This is a genomic window from Mycolicibacterium stellerae (assembly GCF_003719305.1).
Lineage (GTDB): Bacteria > Actinomycetota > Actinomycetes > Mycobacteriales > Mycobacteriaceae > Mycobacterium > Mycobacterium stellerae.
Map to the genome: position 1 here is coordinate 1 of NZ_RARC01000017.1, position 19014 is coordinate 19014.

19 protein-coding genes are annotated in these 19014 nt (G+C 66.4%); 9 read left to right on the forward strand and 10 right to left on the reverse strand.

Annotation, left to right across the window (positions count from 1 at the left end; all coding sequences use genetic code 11):
* The 3 genes from D6M19_RS20045 to D6M19_RS20055 all read right to left on the reverse strand — a co-directional run.
* Window positions 1-287 (reverse strand): aldehyde dehydrogenase family protein (locus D6M19_RS20045; RefSeq protein WP_123027123.1); only part of this gene is annotated, 287 nt, incomplete at its 3' end.
* Window positions 284-1576: a GAF domain-containing protein gene (locus D6M19_RS20050; RefSeq protein WP_123027015.1), complete on the reverse strand. Its 1293-nt coding sequence runs from the start codon at window positions 1574-1576 to the stop codon at window positions 284-286. The genes D6M19_RS20050 and D6M19_RS20045, both read right to left, overlap by 4 nt.
* A gap of 44 nt (window positions 1577-1620) precedes the next feature.
* Window positions 1621-2667 carry a 2,3-butanediol dehydrogenase gene (locus tag D6M19_RS20055; RefSeq protein WP_123027124.1) on the reverse strand — a complete coding sequence of 349 codons (1047 nt, stop codon included), beginning with the start codon at window positions 2665-2667 and terminating at the stop codon, window positions 1621-1623.
* A 157-nt stretch (window positions 2668-2824) separates the two neighbouring features.
* On the opposite strand from D6M19_RS20055, the gene D6M19_RS20060 reads away from it, so the two are divergent.
* From D6M19_RS20060 to D6M19_RS20100, 9 genes are all read left to right on the forward strand, one after another.
* The gene (locus tag D6M19_RS20060; RefSeq protein WP_123027016.1) at window positions 2825-4651 is read left to right on the forward strand and encodes an NAD(P)/FAD-dependent oxidoreductase; all 1827 of its coding nucleotides are present in this window, start codon (window positions 2825-2827) and stop codon (window positions 4649-4651) included.
* A gap of 93 nt (window positions 4652-4744) precedes the next feature.
* The gene (locus D6M19_RS20065) at window positions 4745-6742 is read left to right on the forward strand and encodes a prolyl oligopeptidase family serine peptidase (protein ID WP_407665378.1); all 1998 of its coding nucleotides are present in this window, start codon (window positions 4745-4747) and stop codon (window positions 6740-6742) included.
* 61 nt (window positions 6743-6803) lie between these two features.
* Window positions 6804-7109, forward strand: coding sequence for a DUF2563 family protein (locus D6M19_RS20070; RefSeq protein WP_123027018.1), 306 nt, complete (start codon window positions 6804-6806; stop codon window positions 7107-7109).
* Window positions 7102-8619 carry a putative alpha/beta hydrolase gene (locus tag D6M19_RS20075; protein WP_123027019.1) on the forward strand — a complete coding sequence of 506 codons (1518 nt, stop codon included), beginning with the start codon at window positions 7102-7104 and terminating at the stop codon, window positions 8617-8619. The genes D6M19_RS20070 and D6M19_RS20075 overlap by 8 nt, the downstream gene beginning before the upstream one ends.
* Window positions 8620-8635: 16 nt before the next feature.
* Entirely contained in the window at window positions 8636-10318 is a 1683-nt protein-coding gene (locus tag D6M19_RS20080) for a TNT domain-containing protein (RefSeq protein ID WP_234834951.1), read from the forward strand.
* 49 nt (window positions 10319-10367) lie between these two features.
* A complete protein-coding gene (locus D6M19_RS20085) occupies window positions 10368-10700 on the forward strand; it encodes an Imm63 family immunity protein (RefSeq protein ID WP_327389813.1) in 333 nt (110 codons plus the stop codon).
* The gene (locus D6M19_RS20090; RefSeq protein ID WP_234834952.1) at window positions 10697-11107 is read left to right on the forward strand and encodes an Imm63 family immunity protein; all 411 of its coding nucleotides are present in this window, start codon (window positions 10697-10699) and stop codon (window positions 11105-11107) included. The genes D6M19_RS20085 and D6M19_RS20090 overlap by 4 nt, the downstream gene beginning before the upstream one ends.
* A complete protein-coding gene (locus D6M19_RS20095; RefSeq protein WP_123027022.1) occupies window positions 11108-11764 on the forward strand; it encodes an NAD(P)H-binding protein in 657 nt (218 codons plus the stop codon).
* 16 nt (window positions 11765-11780) lie between these two features.
* Window positions 11781-12686 carry a crotonase/enoyl-CoA hydratase family protein gene (locus D6M19_RS20100; RefSeq protein WP_123027023.1) on the forward strand — a complete coding sequence of 302 codons (906 nt, stop codon included), beginning with the start codon at window positions 11781-11783 and terminating at the stop codon, window positions 12684-12686.
* A 75-nt stretch (window positions 12687-12761) separates the two neighbouring features.
* Here D6M19_RS20100 and D6M19_RS20105 read toward each other — a convergent pair whose 3' ends face one another.
* The 7 genes from D6M19_RS20105 to D6M19_RS20135 all read right to left on the reverse strand — a co-directional run bounded on the left by D6M19_RS20105 (window position 12762) and on the right by D6M19_RS20135 (window position 19008).
* Complete coding sequence (locus D6M19_RS20105) at window positions 12762-13877, reverse strand: epoxide hydrolase family protein (RefSeq protein ID WP_206428581.1); 1116 nt, start codon at window positions 13875-13877, stop codon at window positions 12762-12764.
* A gap of 274 nt (window positions 13878-14151) precedes the next feature.
* Window positions 14152-15006 (reverse strand): hypothetical protein, encoded by an 855-nt coding sequence (locus D6M19_RS20110; protein ID WP_123027025.1) that lies wholly within the window; start codon window positions 15004-15006, stop codon window positions 14152-14154.
* Between the two features lie 29 nt (window positions 15007-15035).
* Window positions 15036-15896, reverse strand: a complete 861-nt coding sequence (ppk2, locus tag D6M19_RS20115; protein WP_327389814.1) for a polyphosphate kinase 2 — start codon at window positions 15894-15896, stop codon at window positions 15036-15038.
* Window positions 15897-15963: 67 nt separating this feature from the next.
* Window positions 15964-17484: an aldehyde dehydrogenase family protein gene (locus D6M19_RS20120; RefSeq protein ID WP_123027026.1), complete on the reverse strand. Its 1521-nt coding sequence runs from the start codon at window positions 17482-17484 to the stop codon at window positions 15964-15966.
* A 9-nt stretch (window positions 17485-17493) separates the two neighbouring features.
* On the reverse strand, window positions 17494-18048 hold the full coding sequence (locus tag D6M19_RS20125) for a phosphatase PAP2 family protein (RefSeq protein WP_234834953.1): 555 nt from the start codon (window positions 18046-18048) through the stop codon (window positions 17494-17496).
* Window positions 18049-18079: 31 nt separating this feature from the next.
* On the reverse strand, window positions 18080-18601 hold the full coding sequence (locus D6M19_RS20130) for a mycothiol transferase (RefSeq protein WP_123027027.1): 522 nt from the start codon (window positions 18599-18601) through the stop codon (window positions 18080-18082).
* A gap of 20 nt (window positions 18602-18621) precedes the next feature.
* Window positions 18622-19008 carry a VOC family protein gene (locus D6M19_RS20135; protein WP_123027028.1) on the reverse strand — a complete coding sequence of 129 codons (387 nt, stop codon included), beginning with the start codon at window positions 19006-19008 and terminating at the stop codon, window positions 18622-18624.
* Between the last annotated feature and the right edge of the window lie 6 nt (window positions 19009-19014).

The following is a 19014-nucleotide window of genomic DNA, read 5'->3' on the forward strand; positions in this document are numbered from 1 at the left end:
AGGTTCTCCTCGATGCGATCGGCGATCTTGTTCAGGATCACCGCACGCTCGGCCGGCGACGTCTTGCCCCAGGCCGGAGCCGCGGCGTGCGCGGCATCCAGCGCCTTCTCGACGTCGGTTTCGTCGGAGCGGGGTACCTCGCAGAACACCTGACCCGTCACGGGACTCGGGTTCTCGAAGTATTCGCCGCCCGCCGGCGGGACCCATTCGCCCCCAATGAAATTGCCGTAGCGCGACTCGTAGGCCATCAGGGCGTCTGCTGAACCGGGGCGGGAGAACACTGTCATGACTGACTCCTTCGGATGGAACGGATGGCGGGCGCCGTCGACGACCGCAACAGCGTGGACATATCCACGGGGTATGTGACTTCGAGATCAACCGTCGCCGCGAATCGATACGGTTGAGCGGCAAGCAATCCCGCGAACTGCTTGCGGATCCGTGAGACCTCGGCGCGTACGGTGACTCCCCGCGACGGGTCGCCGTAGAGGTCGGCGGCCAGTTCGGTGGCGGTCCTGCCCGCCGATGACGTCGCCAACACCAGAAGGATCTCGGCGTGGCGCAGTGAGATGTCGTGTCGCCATGCGGCGAACTGCCCCGTCATCGCCAACGACGGCGCATCGGGGTTGCTCAGGTCAAGTGTTACGTGAGCGAGTCGGCCCGCCGAGTCGTCGGTGGCCAGCCGCACCAACCAGCCTCCCGGCAACGGCTCGACGTCGCACGGGCCCAGCGCCGAGAGCCGCACGCGTCCCGGCGCGATGTCCATGATGTCGGCGGGCAGAAGGATGCGGTTGTGCAGCGGCATCGCGTCAACGGCCGCCACCCAGCCGTCCTGATCGACCGCGAGGGCGGGGCTGCCGATGCGCGCGAGGATGGGCGCGGCCACCGTCCGCAGCCGGTTCAGCGTGCGGTCGTGCTGTTCGCGCAGGTGTGACTCGGCCAGCCGGGCTACCGCATCCACCAGCGCGACGGTGGTCGGATGGACGGTCGCCGCGGGCCCCGATACGTCGACGACGCCGATGACGTGACCGGTTCTCGGATCCCTGATCGGCGCACCCGCGCAGGTCCACGGATGGTGACTACGCAGGTAATGCTCGGCGGAGAACACCTGAACCGCCCGTTTTGACGCCAGCGCGGTGCCGATCGCGTTCGTGCCGACGGCGTTCTCACCCCAGTGCGCGCCCTCGACGAAGCCGAGCCGGTCGGCGTGGTTGAGCACCTGCGTCGACCCCGACCGCCACAGCACCCGGCCGGCAGCGTCGGCCACGACCAGGATGTTCTCCCCTTCGGCGACAAGCGATTCCAGCCCGTGCGCGATCTCGTCGAGAACGTCGAGCAGACCTGATGCACCGCGCAGCGCCTCCAGCCCGACCGACTCGACGATCGGCGCGGGCATCTCGTCGGGACCTATCCCCTGCGACATCAATCGCCGCCACGAGTCCTCGATGACCTGACGCGGACGCGCAGGCGCGCGGTCGCCCGCCATCGTGGCGTCGTATACAGCCGACATCAGCCGGGCGTAGGTACGCGGATCCTCGCCGACCGCCACCGCGGGCTCAGGCACTAGCTGACCTTGCATCAGTGCCGATTGTGCTCTCCATCACACTTCCCCGCCAGCCGCCCCTAGACCGCCGGATCGACCAGCACTTTCATCTTCCTGCCCGCGTGCAACGCCTCGAAGCCCTCGTCGATGACGTCGTCGAGCGCGATTTCTGTCACCCAGCCGGTGGTGTCATAGGCGTCTCGCGCCATCAGCGCGATGACCGCCTCGAAATCTTCTGCGGTGTAGCACAGCGAGCCTTGGATGCGGGATTCGTTCATCACCAGGTTCAGCAGCGGTGTCATCAGCGGCTTCTCGTAGATCGCGACGCTGACCATCGGCCTGCGGGCGCCAACGCACGCAAGGGCGGTCTGGATCGCGGGCGTGACGCCCGCCGCGTCGTATACGGCGTCGGCGCCGCGGCCGTCGGTGTGCTCGGCGATGAACGCCGGGATGTCGACGCTGGCCGGATCCAGCGTGCGCGCACCAAGTGCCTCGATCGACGTGCGCCTCGTCGGCGATGGTTCGACGACGAACGTGTCCTCTAATCCCTTGCCGCGCAGCGCGAACCAGAGGCCGATGCCGATCGGACCCGCCCCGAAGACCATCGCGGTGTCGCCTGACTTCACGTCTCCGAGCGTCGCCGCGTGGTAGGCCACCGACATCGGCTCGACGAGAGCGCCCAATTTCAGGGACACGTTGTCGGGCAGCTTGTGCAGCATGTTGGTGGGCACCACGGTGTACTCGGCCATGCCACCGTCAGACATCAGCCCGTGAAAGCCGATCTGGGCGCAGATGTTGTAGTTGCCTGCCGTGCATGCCGGGCAGTGGCCACACCGGTAGATGGGTTCGACGGCCACCCGGTCCCCCTCGGACCACCCGGCGACTCCTGCGCCGACGTCTGTGATGACGCCGGAGAACTCGTGGCCGATGACCAAGGGCATCTGCGCGTGGGTCAGCGGGTGCGGTTCGGTCGGCACGAAGATCGGGCCTGCGTAGTACTCGTGCAGGTCGGTGCCGCATATCCCGTTGAAGCCGACCTTGATCTTCACCGTGCCCGGCGCAGGCGACGGCTCGACGACGTCGGCGATCTCGATCTTGTTCGGTCCGTGGTACACAGCTGCTCGCATCACCCAGTTGTATGTGACCGCTGCCACATGCCGAAAGAGTTGCAGACCGTTGCATGCCTCGCCTGCATGCCTCTCCTGGTTGCCGTGGGAGGTCATTGCCGCTGCAACCCGGTGCAACCCTTGTGGCGGGCGGCGTCGAGGGTGTGTGGTGGGTCACATGACTCAGACGCTTGACCCTGCCACCGATCTCACCCCGCAGGACCGCATGACTGCCTGGCTCGCCGACTTCGAGGCGGCGTTGGCGGCACGCGATATCGACCGCGCGGTGGCGAAGTTCGCCACCGACAGCTTCTGGCGCGACCTGGTCGCCTTCACTTGGAACATCAAGACCCTCGAGGGTCGCGACCAGATCGCAGGAATGCTCGGTGAACGGCTGGCCGGCACCGAACCGTCGGGGTTCCGCACCCGCGAAGAGGCGACCGAGGACGGCGGCGTCGTCTCGGCGTTCATCGAGTTCGATACGGCCGTCGGCCGCGGCATCGGCCACCTGCGCCTCAAAGACGACCAGGCGTGGACGCTGCTCACGGCACTTCAGGAACTGAAGGGCCACGAGGAACCCAACGGCCCTTCGCGGGTGCTGGGTGCGGTGCACGGCTCCGACCCGGACCCACGGTCGTGGGCGGAGAAGCGTCAGGCCGAGGACGAGTCGCTCGGCTACACCACCCAGCCGTACGCGTTGGTCGTCGGCGGCGGCCAGGGCGGCATCGCCCTTGGTGCGCGGCTTCGGCAGCTGGGGGTCCCCGTGATCGTCGTCGACCGCCACGAGCGCCCAGGCGACCAGTGGCGCAAGCGCTACAAGTCGCTGTGCCTGCACGACCCGGTCTGGTACGACCACCTGCCCTATCTGCCGTTCCCGCAGAACTGGCCGGTCTTCGCGCCGAAGGACAAGATCGGCGATTGGCTCGAGTTCTACACCAGGGTGATGGAAGTGCCGTACTGGTCGAAGACCGCGTGCTTGTCGGCTGTGTTCAACCCTGGGGTCGACGGGGGCCCTAAGACCTGGACCGTCGAGGTGGACCGCGACGGCGAGCGGGTGACTCTCCGGCCGACGCAACTCATCCTGGCCACCGGCATGTCGGGCAAACCCAACGTGCCGACATTGCCAGGCCAGGACGTCTTCAAGGGCGACCAGCACCATTCCAGTGCACATCCCGGCCCCGACGCGTACGTGGGCAAGCGGGCCGTCGTCGTCGGGTCGAACAACTCGGCACATGACATCGCAAAGGCGCTGTACGAGAACGGCGTCGACGTGACGATGGTGCAACGCTCGTCGACGCACATCGTCAGGTCGGACACGTTGATGGACATCGGGCTCGGCGACCTCTACTCCGAGCGTGCAGTGGCAAGCGGAATGACCACGGAGAAGGCCGATCTGACGTTCGCATCGCTGCCGTACCGGATCATGCACGAATTCCAGATCCCGCTGTACGACAAGATGCGCGAACGGGACAAGGAGTTCTACGACAGGCTGGCGGCGGCGGGCTTCGAACTGGACTGGGGCGACGACGATTCCGGGCTGTTCATGAAATACCTGCGCCGCGGCTCCGGCTACTACATCGACGTCGGCGCATGCGACTTGGTGGCCGATGGCAGGATCAAGCTGGCCCACGGTCAGGTCGAACGGCTGACCGAGGATTCGGTGGTGCTGGCCGACGGCACGACGTTGCCCGCCGACGTCGTCGTCTATGCGACCGGATACGGCTCGATGAACGGCTGGGCGGCCGACCTCATCGGCCAGGACGTCGCCGACAAGGTCGGCAAGGTCTGGGGCCTTGGCAGCGACACGACCAAAGATCCCGGGCCGTGGGAGGGCGAGCAGCGCAACATGTGGAAGCCGACCCAGCAGGAGAACCTCTGGTTCCACGGCGGGAACCTGCACCAGTCGCGGCATTACTCGCTCTACCTGGCGCTGCAGATCAAGGCGCGTCAGGCTGGCATCCCCACGCCCGTCTACGGCCTGCAGGAGGTCCATCACCTGAGTTGACTTCGCCTCGTCGAGATCGACGAAATGGTGGACTGCACTGGCACTTCTGCTCCCAAATGTCGGTTTGGGCGTGGGGGACCGCACAATGTGAGGGTGACCGACCCCTACCTCTGGCTGGAGGACATCACCGGCGACGACGCGCTGGACTGGGTTCGCAGGCACAACGAGCCGACGCTGGCCCAGTTGTGCGACGAACGCTTCGAGCAGATGCGGGCCGAGGCGCTGGAGGTGCTCGACACCGATGCGCGTATTCCCTACGTCCGCCGCCGCGGCGACTGGCTGTACAACTTCTGGCGCGACGCGGCGAACCCCCGCGGCCTGTGGCGTCGCACCACGCTGGACAGTTACCGCACCGACGCGCCGGACTGGGAGGTGGTGATCGATCTCGACGCACTGGCCGCCGAAGAGGACGAGAACTGGGTATGGGCAGGTGCCAAGGTGATCGAACCCGACCATTCTCTCGCGCTGATCACCCTGTCGCGCGGTGGCTCTGACGCCGGGGTGGTGCGCGAATTCGATATGCGCACAGGCGAATTCGTTGTCGACGGTTTCGAGGTGCCCGAGGCCAAGACCCAGATCAGCTGGGAAGACGAGAAATCCGTGCTGATCGGCACGGACTGGGGCGAGGATTCGCTGACCGATTCCGGCTATCCGCGGCTGGTCAAGCGCTGGCGAAGGGGCACCCCGCTCGGCGATGCCGAGACGCTGTTCAGCGGTGCACATTCCGACGTGATCGTCGCGGCGTCGAGGGACCGCACACCCGGCTTCGAGCGGACGTTGCTGAGCCGCGCCGTCGACTTCTTCAACGACGAGGTCTACGAACTGCGCGACGACGAGTTGATCCGCATCGACGCACCCACCGACGCGACCGTGTCGATGCACCGAGAATGGCTGCTGATCGAGCTGCGCACCGACTGGTACACCGGCACCGGCTCGCTTCGGGCGGGTTCCCTGATCGCCGCCGACTACGACGAATTCCTCGCCGGGACAGCCGATCTCCATGTCATCTTCGAGCCCGACGACCACACCAGCCTCAACCACTACGCGTGGACGAAGGACAAGCTTGTCATCGTCACGCTCGCCGATGTGGTGAGCCGGGTGCACACGGTGACACCGGGCAGCTGGGTCACCCAACCGGTGCCAGGGATCCCGGACAACACCAACGCCGTCATCGTCGACACCGACGACCTGGGTGACGAGATATTCCTGGACTTCAGCGGGTTCACCACGCCCTCGCGGCTGCTCTACGGGCCCGTCGAGGGCCCGCTCGAAGAGATCAAGTCGGCGCCCGCCTTCTTCGACGCCGACGACCTCACCGTCACACAACATTTCGCCAAGTCGGCGGACGGCACCGCGATCCCCTACTTCGTGGTCGGTCACCGCGACAGCGCCGGGCCAGGCCCGACCTTGCTCGGCGGCTACGGCGGCTTCGAGGTATCCCGGACGCCGGGCTACGACGGTGTGCTCGGCCGTCTGTGGCTGTCCCGCGGCGGCACCTACGTGTTGGCCAACATCCGCGGCGGCGGCGAATACGGACCGGGTTGGCACACCCAGGCGATGCGGGAGGGGCGCCACCTCGTCGCCGAGGACTTCGCGGCTGTCGCACAGGATTTGGTGCAAAGCGGGATCACCACGGTCGAACAGCTCGGCGCGCAGGGTGGCAGCAACGGCGGCCTGCTGATGGGGATCATGCTGACCCAGTACCCGGAGTCGTTCGGGGCGCTCGTGTGCAGCGTGCCCCTGCTCGACATGCGGCGGTTCCACCTTCTGCTTGCGGGCGCGTCCTGGGTGGCGGAGTACGGCGACCCCGACAGCACGGAGGATTGGGAGTTCATCGGCGAATACTCGCCGTACCAGAACATCTCGGCGGTGCGGCGGTATCCACCCGTGCTGATCACCACATCGACGCGCGACGACCGAGTCCACCCCGGACACGCACGCAAGATGACCGCAGCGCTCGAGGAGGCGGGCCATCGCGTGCACTACTACGAGAACATCGAAGGCGGGCACGCAGGAGCGGCCGACAACGCGCAGACCGCATTCCGGTCCGCCCTGATCTATCAGTTCCTTCATCGCACGCTGTCAGATTGATGTCACGGGCTGTATCGAACCGCCGGTAAGCTGACAGCAAACGTCGTTCGGAGGTCGTCGAATGTGGGTTGAGCCGGAATTGCTGCACTCGGGCGGTGACGTGGCGCGCAGCGCAGGCCAGCGTGTCCTCGGTGGTGCGGAGGCGCTGTCCGCGGCCGCGATAGGGTCGAGCATCTTCGGCGACTTCGACGCGGCACGCTCGTTTCATCAGCGCCTGAGCGCACATCGGACCAGCCGCGTCGATGCCATGCGGGGCAACCATCAGACGCTGACCGACGTCGGACAGAAGGCGCAGACCGCGTCGGGCTGGTTCAGCCAAACCGAGCGCGAGAACACCAGAGACGTCTCGCACATCACGGATGCCTAGCTATCCGCAACTGGTCTACCTGAGTGTTCCCGAACTGATCGGTGCGGCCGGAGGCGACCCCTGGCAGATCGACGACACGATTCAGGCGGGCGCACCGGGCGAGATCAGCGAGCTCGCGACGTCGTTCCGAAATGCGGGTCTGTGCATCACCGAGACCGACGAAGAGTTCTATCAGGCCAAGAAGCGCTTCACCGAAGCCTGGGACCGCGACGATCCCGCGCATCCCGTCAACGACTCCGAAGAGGTCAGGCGCGCAACGCAGTGGCTTCGGCTCAGCCCGCGACAGATGGCGAAAGTTGCCGCCGACCTTCAGGACATCGCCGCCACGCTCGCCGAGGCGCAGCGCAGCGGTCACGTCTCGGTGAGCAACCTCAACGGCAGGCTCGTCCAGATCGACAACACGATCGCCGCAGAGATCGCGCGAGCCCAGGCCGACGGCGTCAACCTGGACTGGTCGGAACTCAAAGCCGCCGCCATCGAGGCCACCAGAAACTCGCTGGGCGAGATGACCGCGGTCCGCGACGCGTACGGCACCAAGTTGGATGCCGCCGAGTTGGACATGGCGGCCGACGGTTACGACATGGATGCCATCCAGGGTGCCGAGGGCGAGGGCGACCCGTCCCTGCAGGACCAGGCTCGAAGCGCCGCCCAGAGGTATGACGAGACCCAGCGCGCGGGCGACGAGGCGCTTGTCAACAGCGGCGGCCCGATGACGCCGGAGAAACAGGCGGCGGCCGCACGCCTGCGCGACTTCGCCACGGCCAACGATCCCACCGCCAACCCGTACGCCAAGCAGTATGCGGGCGAGCGCCTCGACGACTTCAACATGTCCAATTTCGTCGGGCCGCTGCCCGTCGACCCGGTCCTTGGCACCGATGCCCGCCAACAGGCGAGAACGCGGCTGGAGTTCCAACAAAAGCTGGAAGCGGGTCTTCTCGGTTCGGGGCCGATGTCCCCGGACGCCGCGACCGCGTTTCTGGACAGCTCCGAAACGCAGGCCAGAGCGATGGTGCTGAATCGAGCGGAGCAGCAGCTCACCCAGAACGGCATGACGCACGACGGCGCCATCACCGTGATCAAGGGCCTGGCGTCGCTGTCCGACAGCATCGGCACCGGCGTCGGTCAGTACGGCGATTCGGTGGAGACCGGACGGCACGCACTGGACGGCCTTTCCAAGGCCGACGCCGAACTCTTCTCCAAATGGGGTGGTCGGCTGGGCAACGTCGGCAACGTGGCGCAGCTTGTTCTCGCGATGACGGAGTTCGACAACAACACCTGGAATCCCAACGAAGAGTTCGGCGAGGGCGTCGGCGGCGTGGTGGGCAGCGTCCTTGCCGGCATGGGCTCGGGTGCTGCCGTCGGCTCGTTCGGCGGCCCCTACACAGCGGCAGCCGCCGCGATCATCGGCGGGCTACTCGGCGGCTTCGCGGGCAGCGACATCGGCGGTGGGCTCGGCAGTCTCGCCGACCCGAGTCGCTACCTTCCCGGTGGCGGAGCGGGTAGTTGGTAACTGCGCGATGCTCGCCTTGAAACATCTGAGCGTCGCCGAACTGATCGGCGCCGCAGGCGGCGACCCGTGGCAGGTGAACGACACCATCGCGGCCGGATCGCCCGGTGAAATCAGCGAGCTCGCAACGTCTTTCCACAACGCCGCGGTATGCACCACACAGACCGGTGAGGAGTTTGCGCAAGCCAAGAAGCGCTTCGCCGAAGCGTGGGATCGCGACGACCCGGCGCATCCGATCAACGACGCCGACGAGGTCCGGCGCGCGACCGAGTCGTTGCACATGAGCAGCCAACAGATGGGCCGCGTGGCAGTCGACCTGCAGGACATCGCCGCAGACCTCGCCGAGGCGCAGCGCAGCGGGCACATCTCTATCGGCAACCTGGAAGCTCGGCTCACACAGATCGACGACCTGATCGAATCGGAATTGCAGGCTGCGGCCGCGGCGGGCCATCAGCTCGACTCGTCGGAGCTCAAGAGGGCCGCCGTCGACGCCACCAAGCATTCACTGGGCGAGATGACCGCGCTCCGCAACGCGTACGGCGCCAAGCTCGACGCGACCCAACGGGAGATGGCGGCCGACGGATACGACACCGATACGGTCAACGGTGCCGTCCCGAATTCCCCTGCGGCACAATCGAACGAAAGGCACGGCAGCCAACCAGGCAGTCTTGACGACGCCCTCGACCAGATCGCCGGTGCCCCTGTGCCCGCTGCGGCCCCTGCACCGCAGCGGGCGCCGATGGATCCGAAGGACGTCGAGACCTTCAAGGCGATGGCTCGAAAGGTGCTCGAAGCACAAGACGTGCCTGCCGACCAGATCGAATCGCGGCTGACCGCGATGGTCGCCCAGGCTCAACAGGGTTTGGGCCGCCCCAGCCATCGGGCGCCAGATCCGCCGCGTCAGCCACCCCCGGGCTTCGGAGAGGGGTTCGCCGACCGTTGGTTCTCCACCGAGCAGGGCATCAAGAACCTTCTCGGCCAAGGCGGTCCTGGCGCGCCCGGGGTACTCGAGTCCTGGGGCGGGCTGCTCCAGGGCACCGCCGAGACCGTCGTCAACCCCGCCGGTGCCGCGGTTGAGGAAATCAAGAACGCCGTGAACTCACCATCCCCGGCCTACTACCTGGGCGAGAAGACGTTCGATGCGGCGTCCACCGCCGTCACCCTGCCCTGGGGCGGCGAAGGTGCTGCGATTCGGGACGCCCTTCCTGTCAGAACTATCGTCGAGGGCGGCGCGCCGGAGGCTCTCGTGCGGGGCTGGCACCCCACCGGCGGCATGCCCTCGGATGAGTTCGGGCCACGGTTCGGCGCCCCCGGGTCCCGAATCTGGCCGGAGAACAACGGGTTTCCCCCTGGCTACGAACCGCAGCCCGTCCAGCTGCCCGCGGGGACCATCATCGACAGGTTCGGCCATGAGGGGGGCCGTTATCTCGCGCCGGACGGCACGCTCTTCGCGGATCGCGCCCTGAGTCCGGAGACGGTCAGCGTCGAGTACCACCGGTACTCGGTCACCGGCAAACCGCTACCCGATGGCTGGCAGATCCTCGAAGGGCCCGTGGAACCCTGGTATGGCCAGACGCCGTCGCCGGGAACCGTCCAATATATGATCGTGGGCCCGGACGGCGTCAAAGTTGATGTAGAAGAGCTGGTCGACAAGGAGATTCTTACTGACCATGGACCCGTCCTCGGATACGAATACAAGTGAACTTCAAAGCGAGATCAACCGGCTGGCGGAGAGACTCGACGTTCGTCCGATGACTGTCGGACTGCTAACGAACGATGGACTGAACATCTTCGTCGACGACGACGGCACCTACCACTACACGACCTACGAGCGAGGAAAACTCGTCTGGGACAACGCAGGCAGCCGCGACGACGTCCTGTACTGGTACTGCAAAGGAATCGTGCGCGGCCAAGGCTCCAGATACTTCGAGGACCGCAAGGAACGCTTCCTGTTCGAGTACCAGGTACTGAGCCATTACCACCCCGACTGGGCCAAGCGACGGGTGCGTGAACTGGCCGCGTCGTTCCGAGACAGTCAGCCGGAGGACATCGCGTTACTCCCCGACATCGGCGAACCGCTGTGACAACGACAGACAAATCCAGTCACCTCCAAGCGGAGATCGATCGGCTCGCAGAGGGGCTCGGGGTAGAGCCGACGCCCGTCGGGCTCGGACTGCGAAAGAACGACGACCTCTACGTGTTCGTCGATGACGACGGCACCTACCACTACAGGTATTACGAGCGGGGCAAGCTCGTCTTCGACGATGCAGGCAACTTGGACGATGTTCTGTACTGGTACTGCGCTGGCGTTGTCGGCAGCCTCGCCGGCTTCGGCGACCGCAAGGACCGCTTCCTCTTCGAGTACCAGGTACTGAGCCACTACAACCCCGACTGGGGCACCAGAATGGTGCGCGAACTGGCCACGAAATTTCGTGAATGGGGAAACCCGCAGGACGTTGCGCTGCTTCCCGATATCGGCGAGCCTCTGTAAATGCACGTAGTCATCGCGGGCGGACACGGAAAGATCGCGTTGATCCTCGAGCGGCTGCTGTCGGCGCGAGGCGACTCGGTGGCCGGATTCATCAGGAACCCGGCGCAGGTCGCTGACCTGGAGGCGGCGGGCGCGGACGCGTTGGTCGTCGATCTGGAAAAGGCGTCGGTCGACGAGGTGGCCGGCCACCTTCGCGGCGCCGACGCCGTCGTCTTCGCCGCGGGGGCGGGCCCGGGCAGCGGTGCGGCGCGCAAGGAGACCGTCGACCGCGACGCCGCCGTCCTGCTGGCCGACGCGGCGGAAGCGGCTGGCGTCGAGCGGTACGTGATGGTCTCCTCGATGGCGGCCGACCCGCAGGCCACCGCCGACGACGAGGTCTTCCAGGCGTACCTGCGCGCGAAAGGCGTTGCCGATGAGGCGATCCGGGGTCGCGCCGCGCTGAAATGGACCATCGTGCGGCCAGGGGCGCTGACAAATGGTGCGGCCATCGGCCGCGTGGCCATCGCCGAGTCGACCGGCCGGGGCAGCATTCCCCGCGCCGACGTCGCGGCGGTGCTGGTCGCGGTGCTCGACGAACCGCGCACCGCCGGCCGCAGCTTCGACCTGATCTCGGGTCAGACGCCGATCGCCGAAGCCGTGTCCGCGCTCGTGCACTGACAGCGATACTGCAGGTATGCCGACGACGCCCCCGTTCGAGACCCTGCTGTACAAGACGGAGCCGCCCGTCGCCACCATCACGCTGAACCGCCCCGACGAGCTGAACACAATCGTTCCGCCGATGCCAGACGAGATCGAGGCGGCCGTCGGGCTGGCCGAACGCGATCCGGCGGTCAAGGTGATCGTGCTTCGCGGAGCCGGCCGCGCATTCTCGGGGGGCTACGACTTCGGCGGCGGCTTTACGCACTGGGGTGAATCGATGAGCACCGACGGCCGCTGGGATCCGGGCAAGGACTTCGCGATGGTCAGCGCCAGGGAGACCGGGCCGACGCAGAAGTTCATGGCAATCTGGCGCGCGTCGAAACCCGTGATCGCTGCGGTACACGGCTGGTGTGTCGGCGGTGCAAGCGATTACGCGCTGTGCGCGGACATCGTGATCGCCAGCGACGACGCCGTCATCGGCACGCCGTACGCCAGGATGTGGGGCGCCTACCTGACCGGGATGTGGCTGTACCGGCTGAGTTTGGCTAAGGCGAAATGGCATTCGCTGACCGGTGAGCCACTGACGGGCCGCGAAGCAGCGGACGTCGAACTCATCAACGAGTCCGTACCCTTCGAGCGGCTGGAGGCCCGGGTAGCCGAGGTGGCGGCGATGTTGTGTCGAATTCCGTTGTCGCAGTTGCAGGCCCAGAAGCTGATCGTCAACCAGGCCTACGAGAACATGGGGCTGGCGTCGACGCAGACTCTCGGCGGCATCCTGGACGGACTGATGCGCAACACACCCGACGCACTGCAGTTCATCGAGACCGCGTCGACCGAAGGCGTGCGGGCCGCAGTCGAGCGCCGCGACGGCCCGTGGGGCGACTACAGCCAGGCACCGCCCGAGCGGCGCCCCGACCCGTCACATGTCATCGAGCCCTAGAGCCCGGACACCGAATGTTTGGGAATGGCTCTCCGCCGAGAGGACGCAAGCGTCGGGGGTCTCGGGGCACCGAGGCTAGAACCGCTGGAAGAACGAACGAAGTTCGGCGACAAACAATTCCGGTTGCTCGAGTGCCGCGAAATGGCCACCCTTTTCGAGCTCGTTCCAATGTTGGATATTGGTGAATCGACGCGCCGCCCAGCGGCGCGATGGTCGCTGGTTCTCCTTGGGGAAGATCGAGCAGGCAGTAGGGACGTCCACGGTGTCTCCCACCTCTTCGGTGATGATGTCGTTGACGCGCCTGATGCTCTCCCAGTACAGGCGGCCCGAGGAGGCCCCGGTGCCGGGAAGCCAGTAAAGCATCAGGTTGTCGAGCAGCTCGTCGCGCGAGACGGCGTCCTCGAGGTGCTCATCGCAGTCGGTCCATGCCCAGAACTTCTCCACGATCCAAGCGCACAGACCCGCAGGTGAGTCGACGAGCCCATATCCGACGGTCTGCGGACGAGTGGCGTGTTCCTCGGCGTAGCCGGAGTCCCAGCTGCGCGAGTGCTCCAGCGCGTCAAGGGCCGCCTGTTCCGGCTGAGTGAGGTCGTCGAATGTCGCCGGGTCGGGCGGCGCGAGCGGCGGGATGAGATGAATGCCGGCGACATGCTGGGCGTCTTGTTGTGCGATGCTCGTGGAAATGCTTGTGCCCCAGTCGGACCCAGCGGCACCGTATCGCTGGTAGCCGAGCCGCGCCATGAGTACGGACCAGGCGCGTGCGATCCGCTCGACCCCCCAGCCGGGCTCAGTTGGCTTGTCGCTGAAACCGTAGCCGGGCATTGACGGGCATACGACGTCGAACGTATCCGAGAGCGGTTCGATCACCTTCTCGAATTCGACAATTGACCCGGGCCAGCCGTGGGTGATGATGAGCGGCAGCGCGTCCGGGCGTCGGCACCGTACGTGCACGAAGTGGATTCCCACCCCGTCGATCTCGGTGCGGAACTGCGGCAGGGCGTTCAGCCGCGTCTCGGTGGCTCTCCAGTCGTACTCGTCGGCCCAGTAGCGGCATAGCTCCTGGACGTACTCAAGCGGAACGCCCTGCGACCAATCATCGACCGTCTCCCGTTCCGGCCAACGCGTGCGCCGAAGTCGGTGGCGCAGGTCGTCGAGCGCGGATTCGGGAGTCTGGATGCGAAAGGGCGTCACATCGTCGGACATCGTTGCCCCTGTACCCATACCTGCGCGGCGCAAAACAACCTCGCCAGCCCGCGTGCCCCGGTGTTCGCCCTGGACGCGGGCACCTGCCGCGTTGGAGGTGAGGATGTGAGCGACCTTCGCCGAGCCTCATAAGGCCTGTCTCCCACCACATCTGGACCAGCCCCATGCGGTGCAGCTCCTCGGGGTCGTACTGGCGCCGGCGCGACCCGCGCTCCGCTGGACTCAATAGCCCACGCCTTCCCAATACCGCAGCGGCGAGACTCTAATCGCTGCGGCGCATGCCGCCGAGCATCGAGACCACGATGCCGAACACCAGCAGCACGCCGCCCACCGCCAGCGTCAGGTTCAGCCAGTGGTGCAGGCTGGCTTGCGCCACGCCGACCATGACGTCGGCCACCTGGCGGATGTCACCGGTCGTCTTGTTCAGCGCGTCGTCGATGTAGCGTCTGCCCACCTCCAGGCCAGCCCATCCCGCCGCGCCGACCAGAAGCGCCGAAACCCCGAGCGCAGCAAGGGCTTTACCGCGGGAACGCGCTGAAGCGAGGGTCAGTAGGGCGAACACCCCGGTGACCACGCAGACGCCGATGCTCGCCAACGGACCCCACGTCGACAACACCATCAGCTCGCCGGGCCGCAGCGAAGAGGACTCGGGCACGGTGATCGGGACGGTCAGCGTCTCTGGAACGTCGAGATTGAGGTCGCCGAGCGTTTGGCGAAGCGAGTCGTCGCGCAGCATCGGCGCGATGTCGACCAGCCACCGGTCATCAGAACCTGGATCGTGGCGGACCGAGTCGGTGAACATCCACCGGTGCGCGATGCGGTTGGCCTGGGCGAACTGACCAGGGAATCCCGCGTTTGCGGTATAGGCAGATGTGACCCCGCCGACGAGCTCGGTGTTGGCGAGGTCATACCCGTTGTCGGCGGCCAGCGCGGTGATCTGCGTCGTCAACTCCGACGCCATCGCCTCCTGCAACTGCGGATCTTTGGCGGCCGTCGCGGCGAGCGAGGCGTAGCCGTCCTCGCTGACCACATTCGTCTGCGCCCACGACACCGGCACCGCAACCGCCAGCGCCGCCGTCGTGACGAGCCAGAACAGCAGCGCCGCCAGAAACCGCACGCTGCCCTCCTACGGAAGGGACGCGCCGTTCAGTCGGCCAATGCGCGTCCGACGATGAGGGGGTCGGGCCGGCCGACCACCTCATGGTCCTTGTTGTCGTAGTCGAACTTACTCAGTACATGCCGCATCGCATTGATGCGGGCACGCTTCTTGTCGTTGCTCTTGACGACTGTCCACGGCGCCGCCTCGGTGTCCGTCCAGGCGAACATGTCCTCCTTGGCCGACGTGTAGTCGTCCCACTTGTCCAGCGAGGCGAGGTCCGTCGGCGACAGCTTCCACTGCCGGACCGGGTCGACCTGACGGATGGTGAACCGGGTGCGCTGCTCGGACTGCGTCACCGAGAACCACAGCTTGGTGAGGCTGATGCCGTCGTTGACCAGCATCTGCTCGAACAAGGGGACCTGACGGATGAACTCGGCATGTTGCTTGGGGGTGCAGAACTCCATCACGCGCTCGACGCCTGCACGGTTGTACCAGGATCTGTCGAACAACACGATCTCGCCCGCGGCGGGAAAGTGGTTGATGTATCGCTGGAAATACCACTGCGTGCGCTCGCGGTCGGTCGGCTTCTCCAGCGCGACCACCCGCGCCCCGCGTGGGTTGAGGTGTTCCATGAAGCGCTTGATGGTGCCGCCCTTGCCCGCTGCGTCGCGACCCTCGAACACGATGACGTGCCGGTGGCCGTGCGCCTGGCCCCATTTCTGCAGCTTCAGCAATTCGATCTGCAGCAGCCGCTTCTGCTCCTCGTACTCATCGCGCTTCATGCGCTCGTCGTACGGGTAGTTCTCGCGCCAGGTGTCGACCACCTCGCCGCCGGGATGGATCAACAGCTCCGGGTCGTCATCGTCATCGTCGCGAACGGTATAGCTATAGCTCTCTGCCAGGGCCACGCGGCAAAAGGTAGCGACCGAGGTGAACGCAACGGTGACGCGCCGGTGAACGGCGGGTGTCGACGCGCTATTTCGCGGTTCGGCGCGGACGCCGAAGGGCCAGCCGGGTCATCAGCTTGTTCATCCGCGTCAGAGCCTTGTGCGAGTTGTTGTAGTAGTTACCACCCGCCCCGACACTCGTCCGCGGCGCGACAACGGTTTCCTGCCTGCAGTACTTGCGCAGACCCTCGGCCCCGCCGAAGCGTGCACCCATCCCCGAGGTCTTCCAGCCGCCCATCGGCGCGGTGGTGCACATCAGGTTCGAGATCACGTCGTTGACGTTGACCGCCCCGCAATCAAGCTGCACCGCAACGTCTTTGGCGCGCTCAACGTCCTTGGAGAACACCGAGGCCGAAAGGCCGTATGGGCTGTCGTTGGCGAGGCGGATCGCTTCGGAGACCGTCGACACCTTCATGATCGGCAGCGTCGGGCCGAACGTCTCCTCGGTCATGCAGGTCATCGAGTGATCGACGTCGACGAGCACCGTCGGTGGGTAGAAGCTGCCCTTGCCCGTCGTGCGCTCTCCGCCGGTGAGCGCCTTGGCGCCTGCGGCCACCGCTTCGCGCACATGCCGTTCGGTGACGGCGACCTGGTCGTCGTCGATCATCGCGCCGAAGTCGTAGCCCTGCCCCGCGCCCACCTTCAGCTTCTCGACGTTGTGCACGACCGCGTCGACGAACTGGTCGTAGACCGGCTCGAGGACATAGACCCGCTCGACCGACACACACGTCTGGCCCGCGTTGAACATCGCCCCCCACACTGCGGCGTGCGCGGCCAGGTCGATGTCGGCGTCCTCAAGCACGATCATCGGGTCCTTGCCGCCGAGTTCGAGGCTGACCGGCGTGAGCCGCCGCGCGGCCCGCTCCATCACCTTGGCGCCGGTGGCGCACGACCCGGTGAACTGGATGAAGTCAACAGTGTCGATGACGGCCTCCGACACCTCGCGGGCACCCTGAGCCAGCGCCAACACCTCGGGCGCTCCGGAGTCCTGCCATCCGCGCAGCAGCACCTCCGCGGTCAGCGGGGTGCGTTCGGACGGCTTAAGCAGCACCGAGCAGCCTGCTGCCAGCGCGCCGATGGCGTCCATCAGGGCGTTGGCCACCGGGTAGTTCCACGGCGCGATGATGCCCACCACGTGGCGTGGCCGGTAGTGCACGGTGACCTTCTTGATCGCCAGGAACGGCAGCGACGCGGGCCGCGTCTCGGGCGCGAGCGCCTTCTCCATCGTCTTGATGTAGTACGACAGGATCATGATCAGCAGCGGAACCTCTTGGGCCGCATCGACGGCGGACTTGCCCGTCTCCTCGATCAGCAACGACTCGATCTCGTCGCGGTGCTCGCCGAGCCAGACGGCGTAGCGGGCGAGCACCTTGGCGCGGCCCCTGGCGCCGCGCGCCTCCCACTGTCTCTGCGCCTCTCGTAGCCCGGCCGCGATGCGCGGCACGTCGGCGGGGTCGGTCCAGCGCACCTGTCCGGCGACGGCTCCGGTGGCCGGGTTGCGGATCGTGGTCGCAGACGTGGGCGAATCAACTTCTGGCGTCGCGGTCATGGAGCAATGTTAACCACCGGTGTGATCTGCATCGCAGCCGGGTTGACGCGTGTCAAGTTTGCCGATGAGCGCGGCGATGCACACGACCGCGCTGCCAAGCAGCAGGCCGCCGACCGTATCGGTGAAGTAATGGAACGTGACACCGACACCCAGCATGACAAGCGGAATCAGGACAACGGCGAGCGCGACCGCCCATCTGGCGGCGCACGCCGCGAGCACGACAAGGCCCACCACGATCACCGTGGCGGTCACGTGGCCGCTCGGATAGGCCAGCCCGCCCTCCTTCTCCCGCTCGAATATCGGTTTGATCAGCCTGACCACGGCAATGCCGACCAGCGGCGCGATGACAACCATGGCCGCCAGTCGCCGACGCCGCTGATAAAGGAGGACGGCGAACACCGCGATGCACGCCGCGACGAGCAGAAGCGGGTTTGCGATGACCACGAGGTGCCGGGCCTCGCTGTCGCGGTACCGGCCGAACCAGTCGTCGACGGGCGTCGATGTCTTCCCGACCGCGAAGCCGAGGATGAGCATTGCCGCAACGGCGATTGGCGGCCACAGCACGACCGCCCTTTCGGCCGCCGTGTGGCGCACGTCAGACCGCGATGCCGCGAATGTAGGCGGCCTGCCCCAGGTGCTGTGCGGCGTCGTCGACGATGCTGACCAGCCGCGCGCTTGCGGTGACCGGCGGTGTCCAGTGGGTGTCGACGACGCGGTTCAACTCCTCGATCGTCACCGACGCAACGTACTCCAGCGTCACCTTGTGCACCGCGTGGTAGTAGCCGGCCAGCAGGTCGGCAGGTACGCGGACCTTCCCGACATCGTCGGGGCTGTGTCCGTAACCGTTGTCGTTGCCCGCCAGGTCGAGGCCGAACCGGTCGTCCCAGCCGTCGCGGGTCCACACCTGCTCGATGCCCGCGATGTCGCAGAGTTGGAGGTCCTGCTGACGGGCGCTGTGCCAGATCAACCACGCGATGCTGTTGGCTTCGGCCGTCGGCCGGAAGAACGACACCTCGTCGGTCAGGTCGTCGGTGAGGTCGTCGACGTGCTCGATCTGCCGGGTGAACGCGTCGCGCAGAAGTTCGCGGACGGCTTGCAGGTCGTCGGTGTCAGCCATGCGGTTGACGCTACCCGGGGCTACTGCGATGGGATGTCGTGGAATACCGCCTCGACGTTGTTGCCGTCCGGATCGCGGACGAAGGCGCCGTAGTAGCCAGGGTGGTACTCCGGCCACAGCCGGGGTGCGTGCAGCGACTCGGCGCCGAGTTGCAGCGCGGTGTCGTAGAAGGTGTGCACGGCGTCACGATCCTTGGCGTGGAACGCGACGTGCACCTCGCGGTTGGGGCCGGCGGCCTCACCGGCATTCATGTCGGCGATCCAGAAGTCGGGCTTACCGTTCGTGCCGTAACCGATGGCCACTTGGAAGTCCATCTGCCGGGTGTAGCCAAGCACGCCAAGCACCCCGTCGTAGAAGGACTTCGACTTCTCCCAGTCCGCACAGTTGATTCCCAGGTGATCGATCACGGCCCC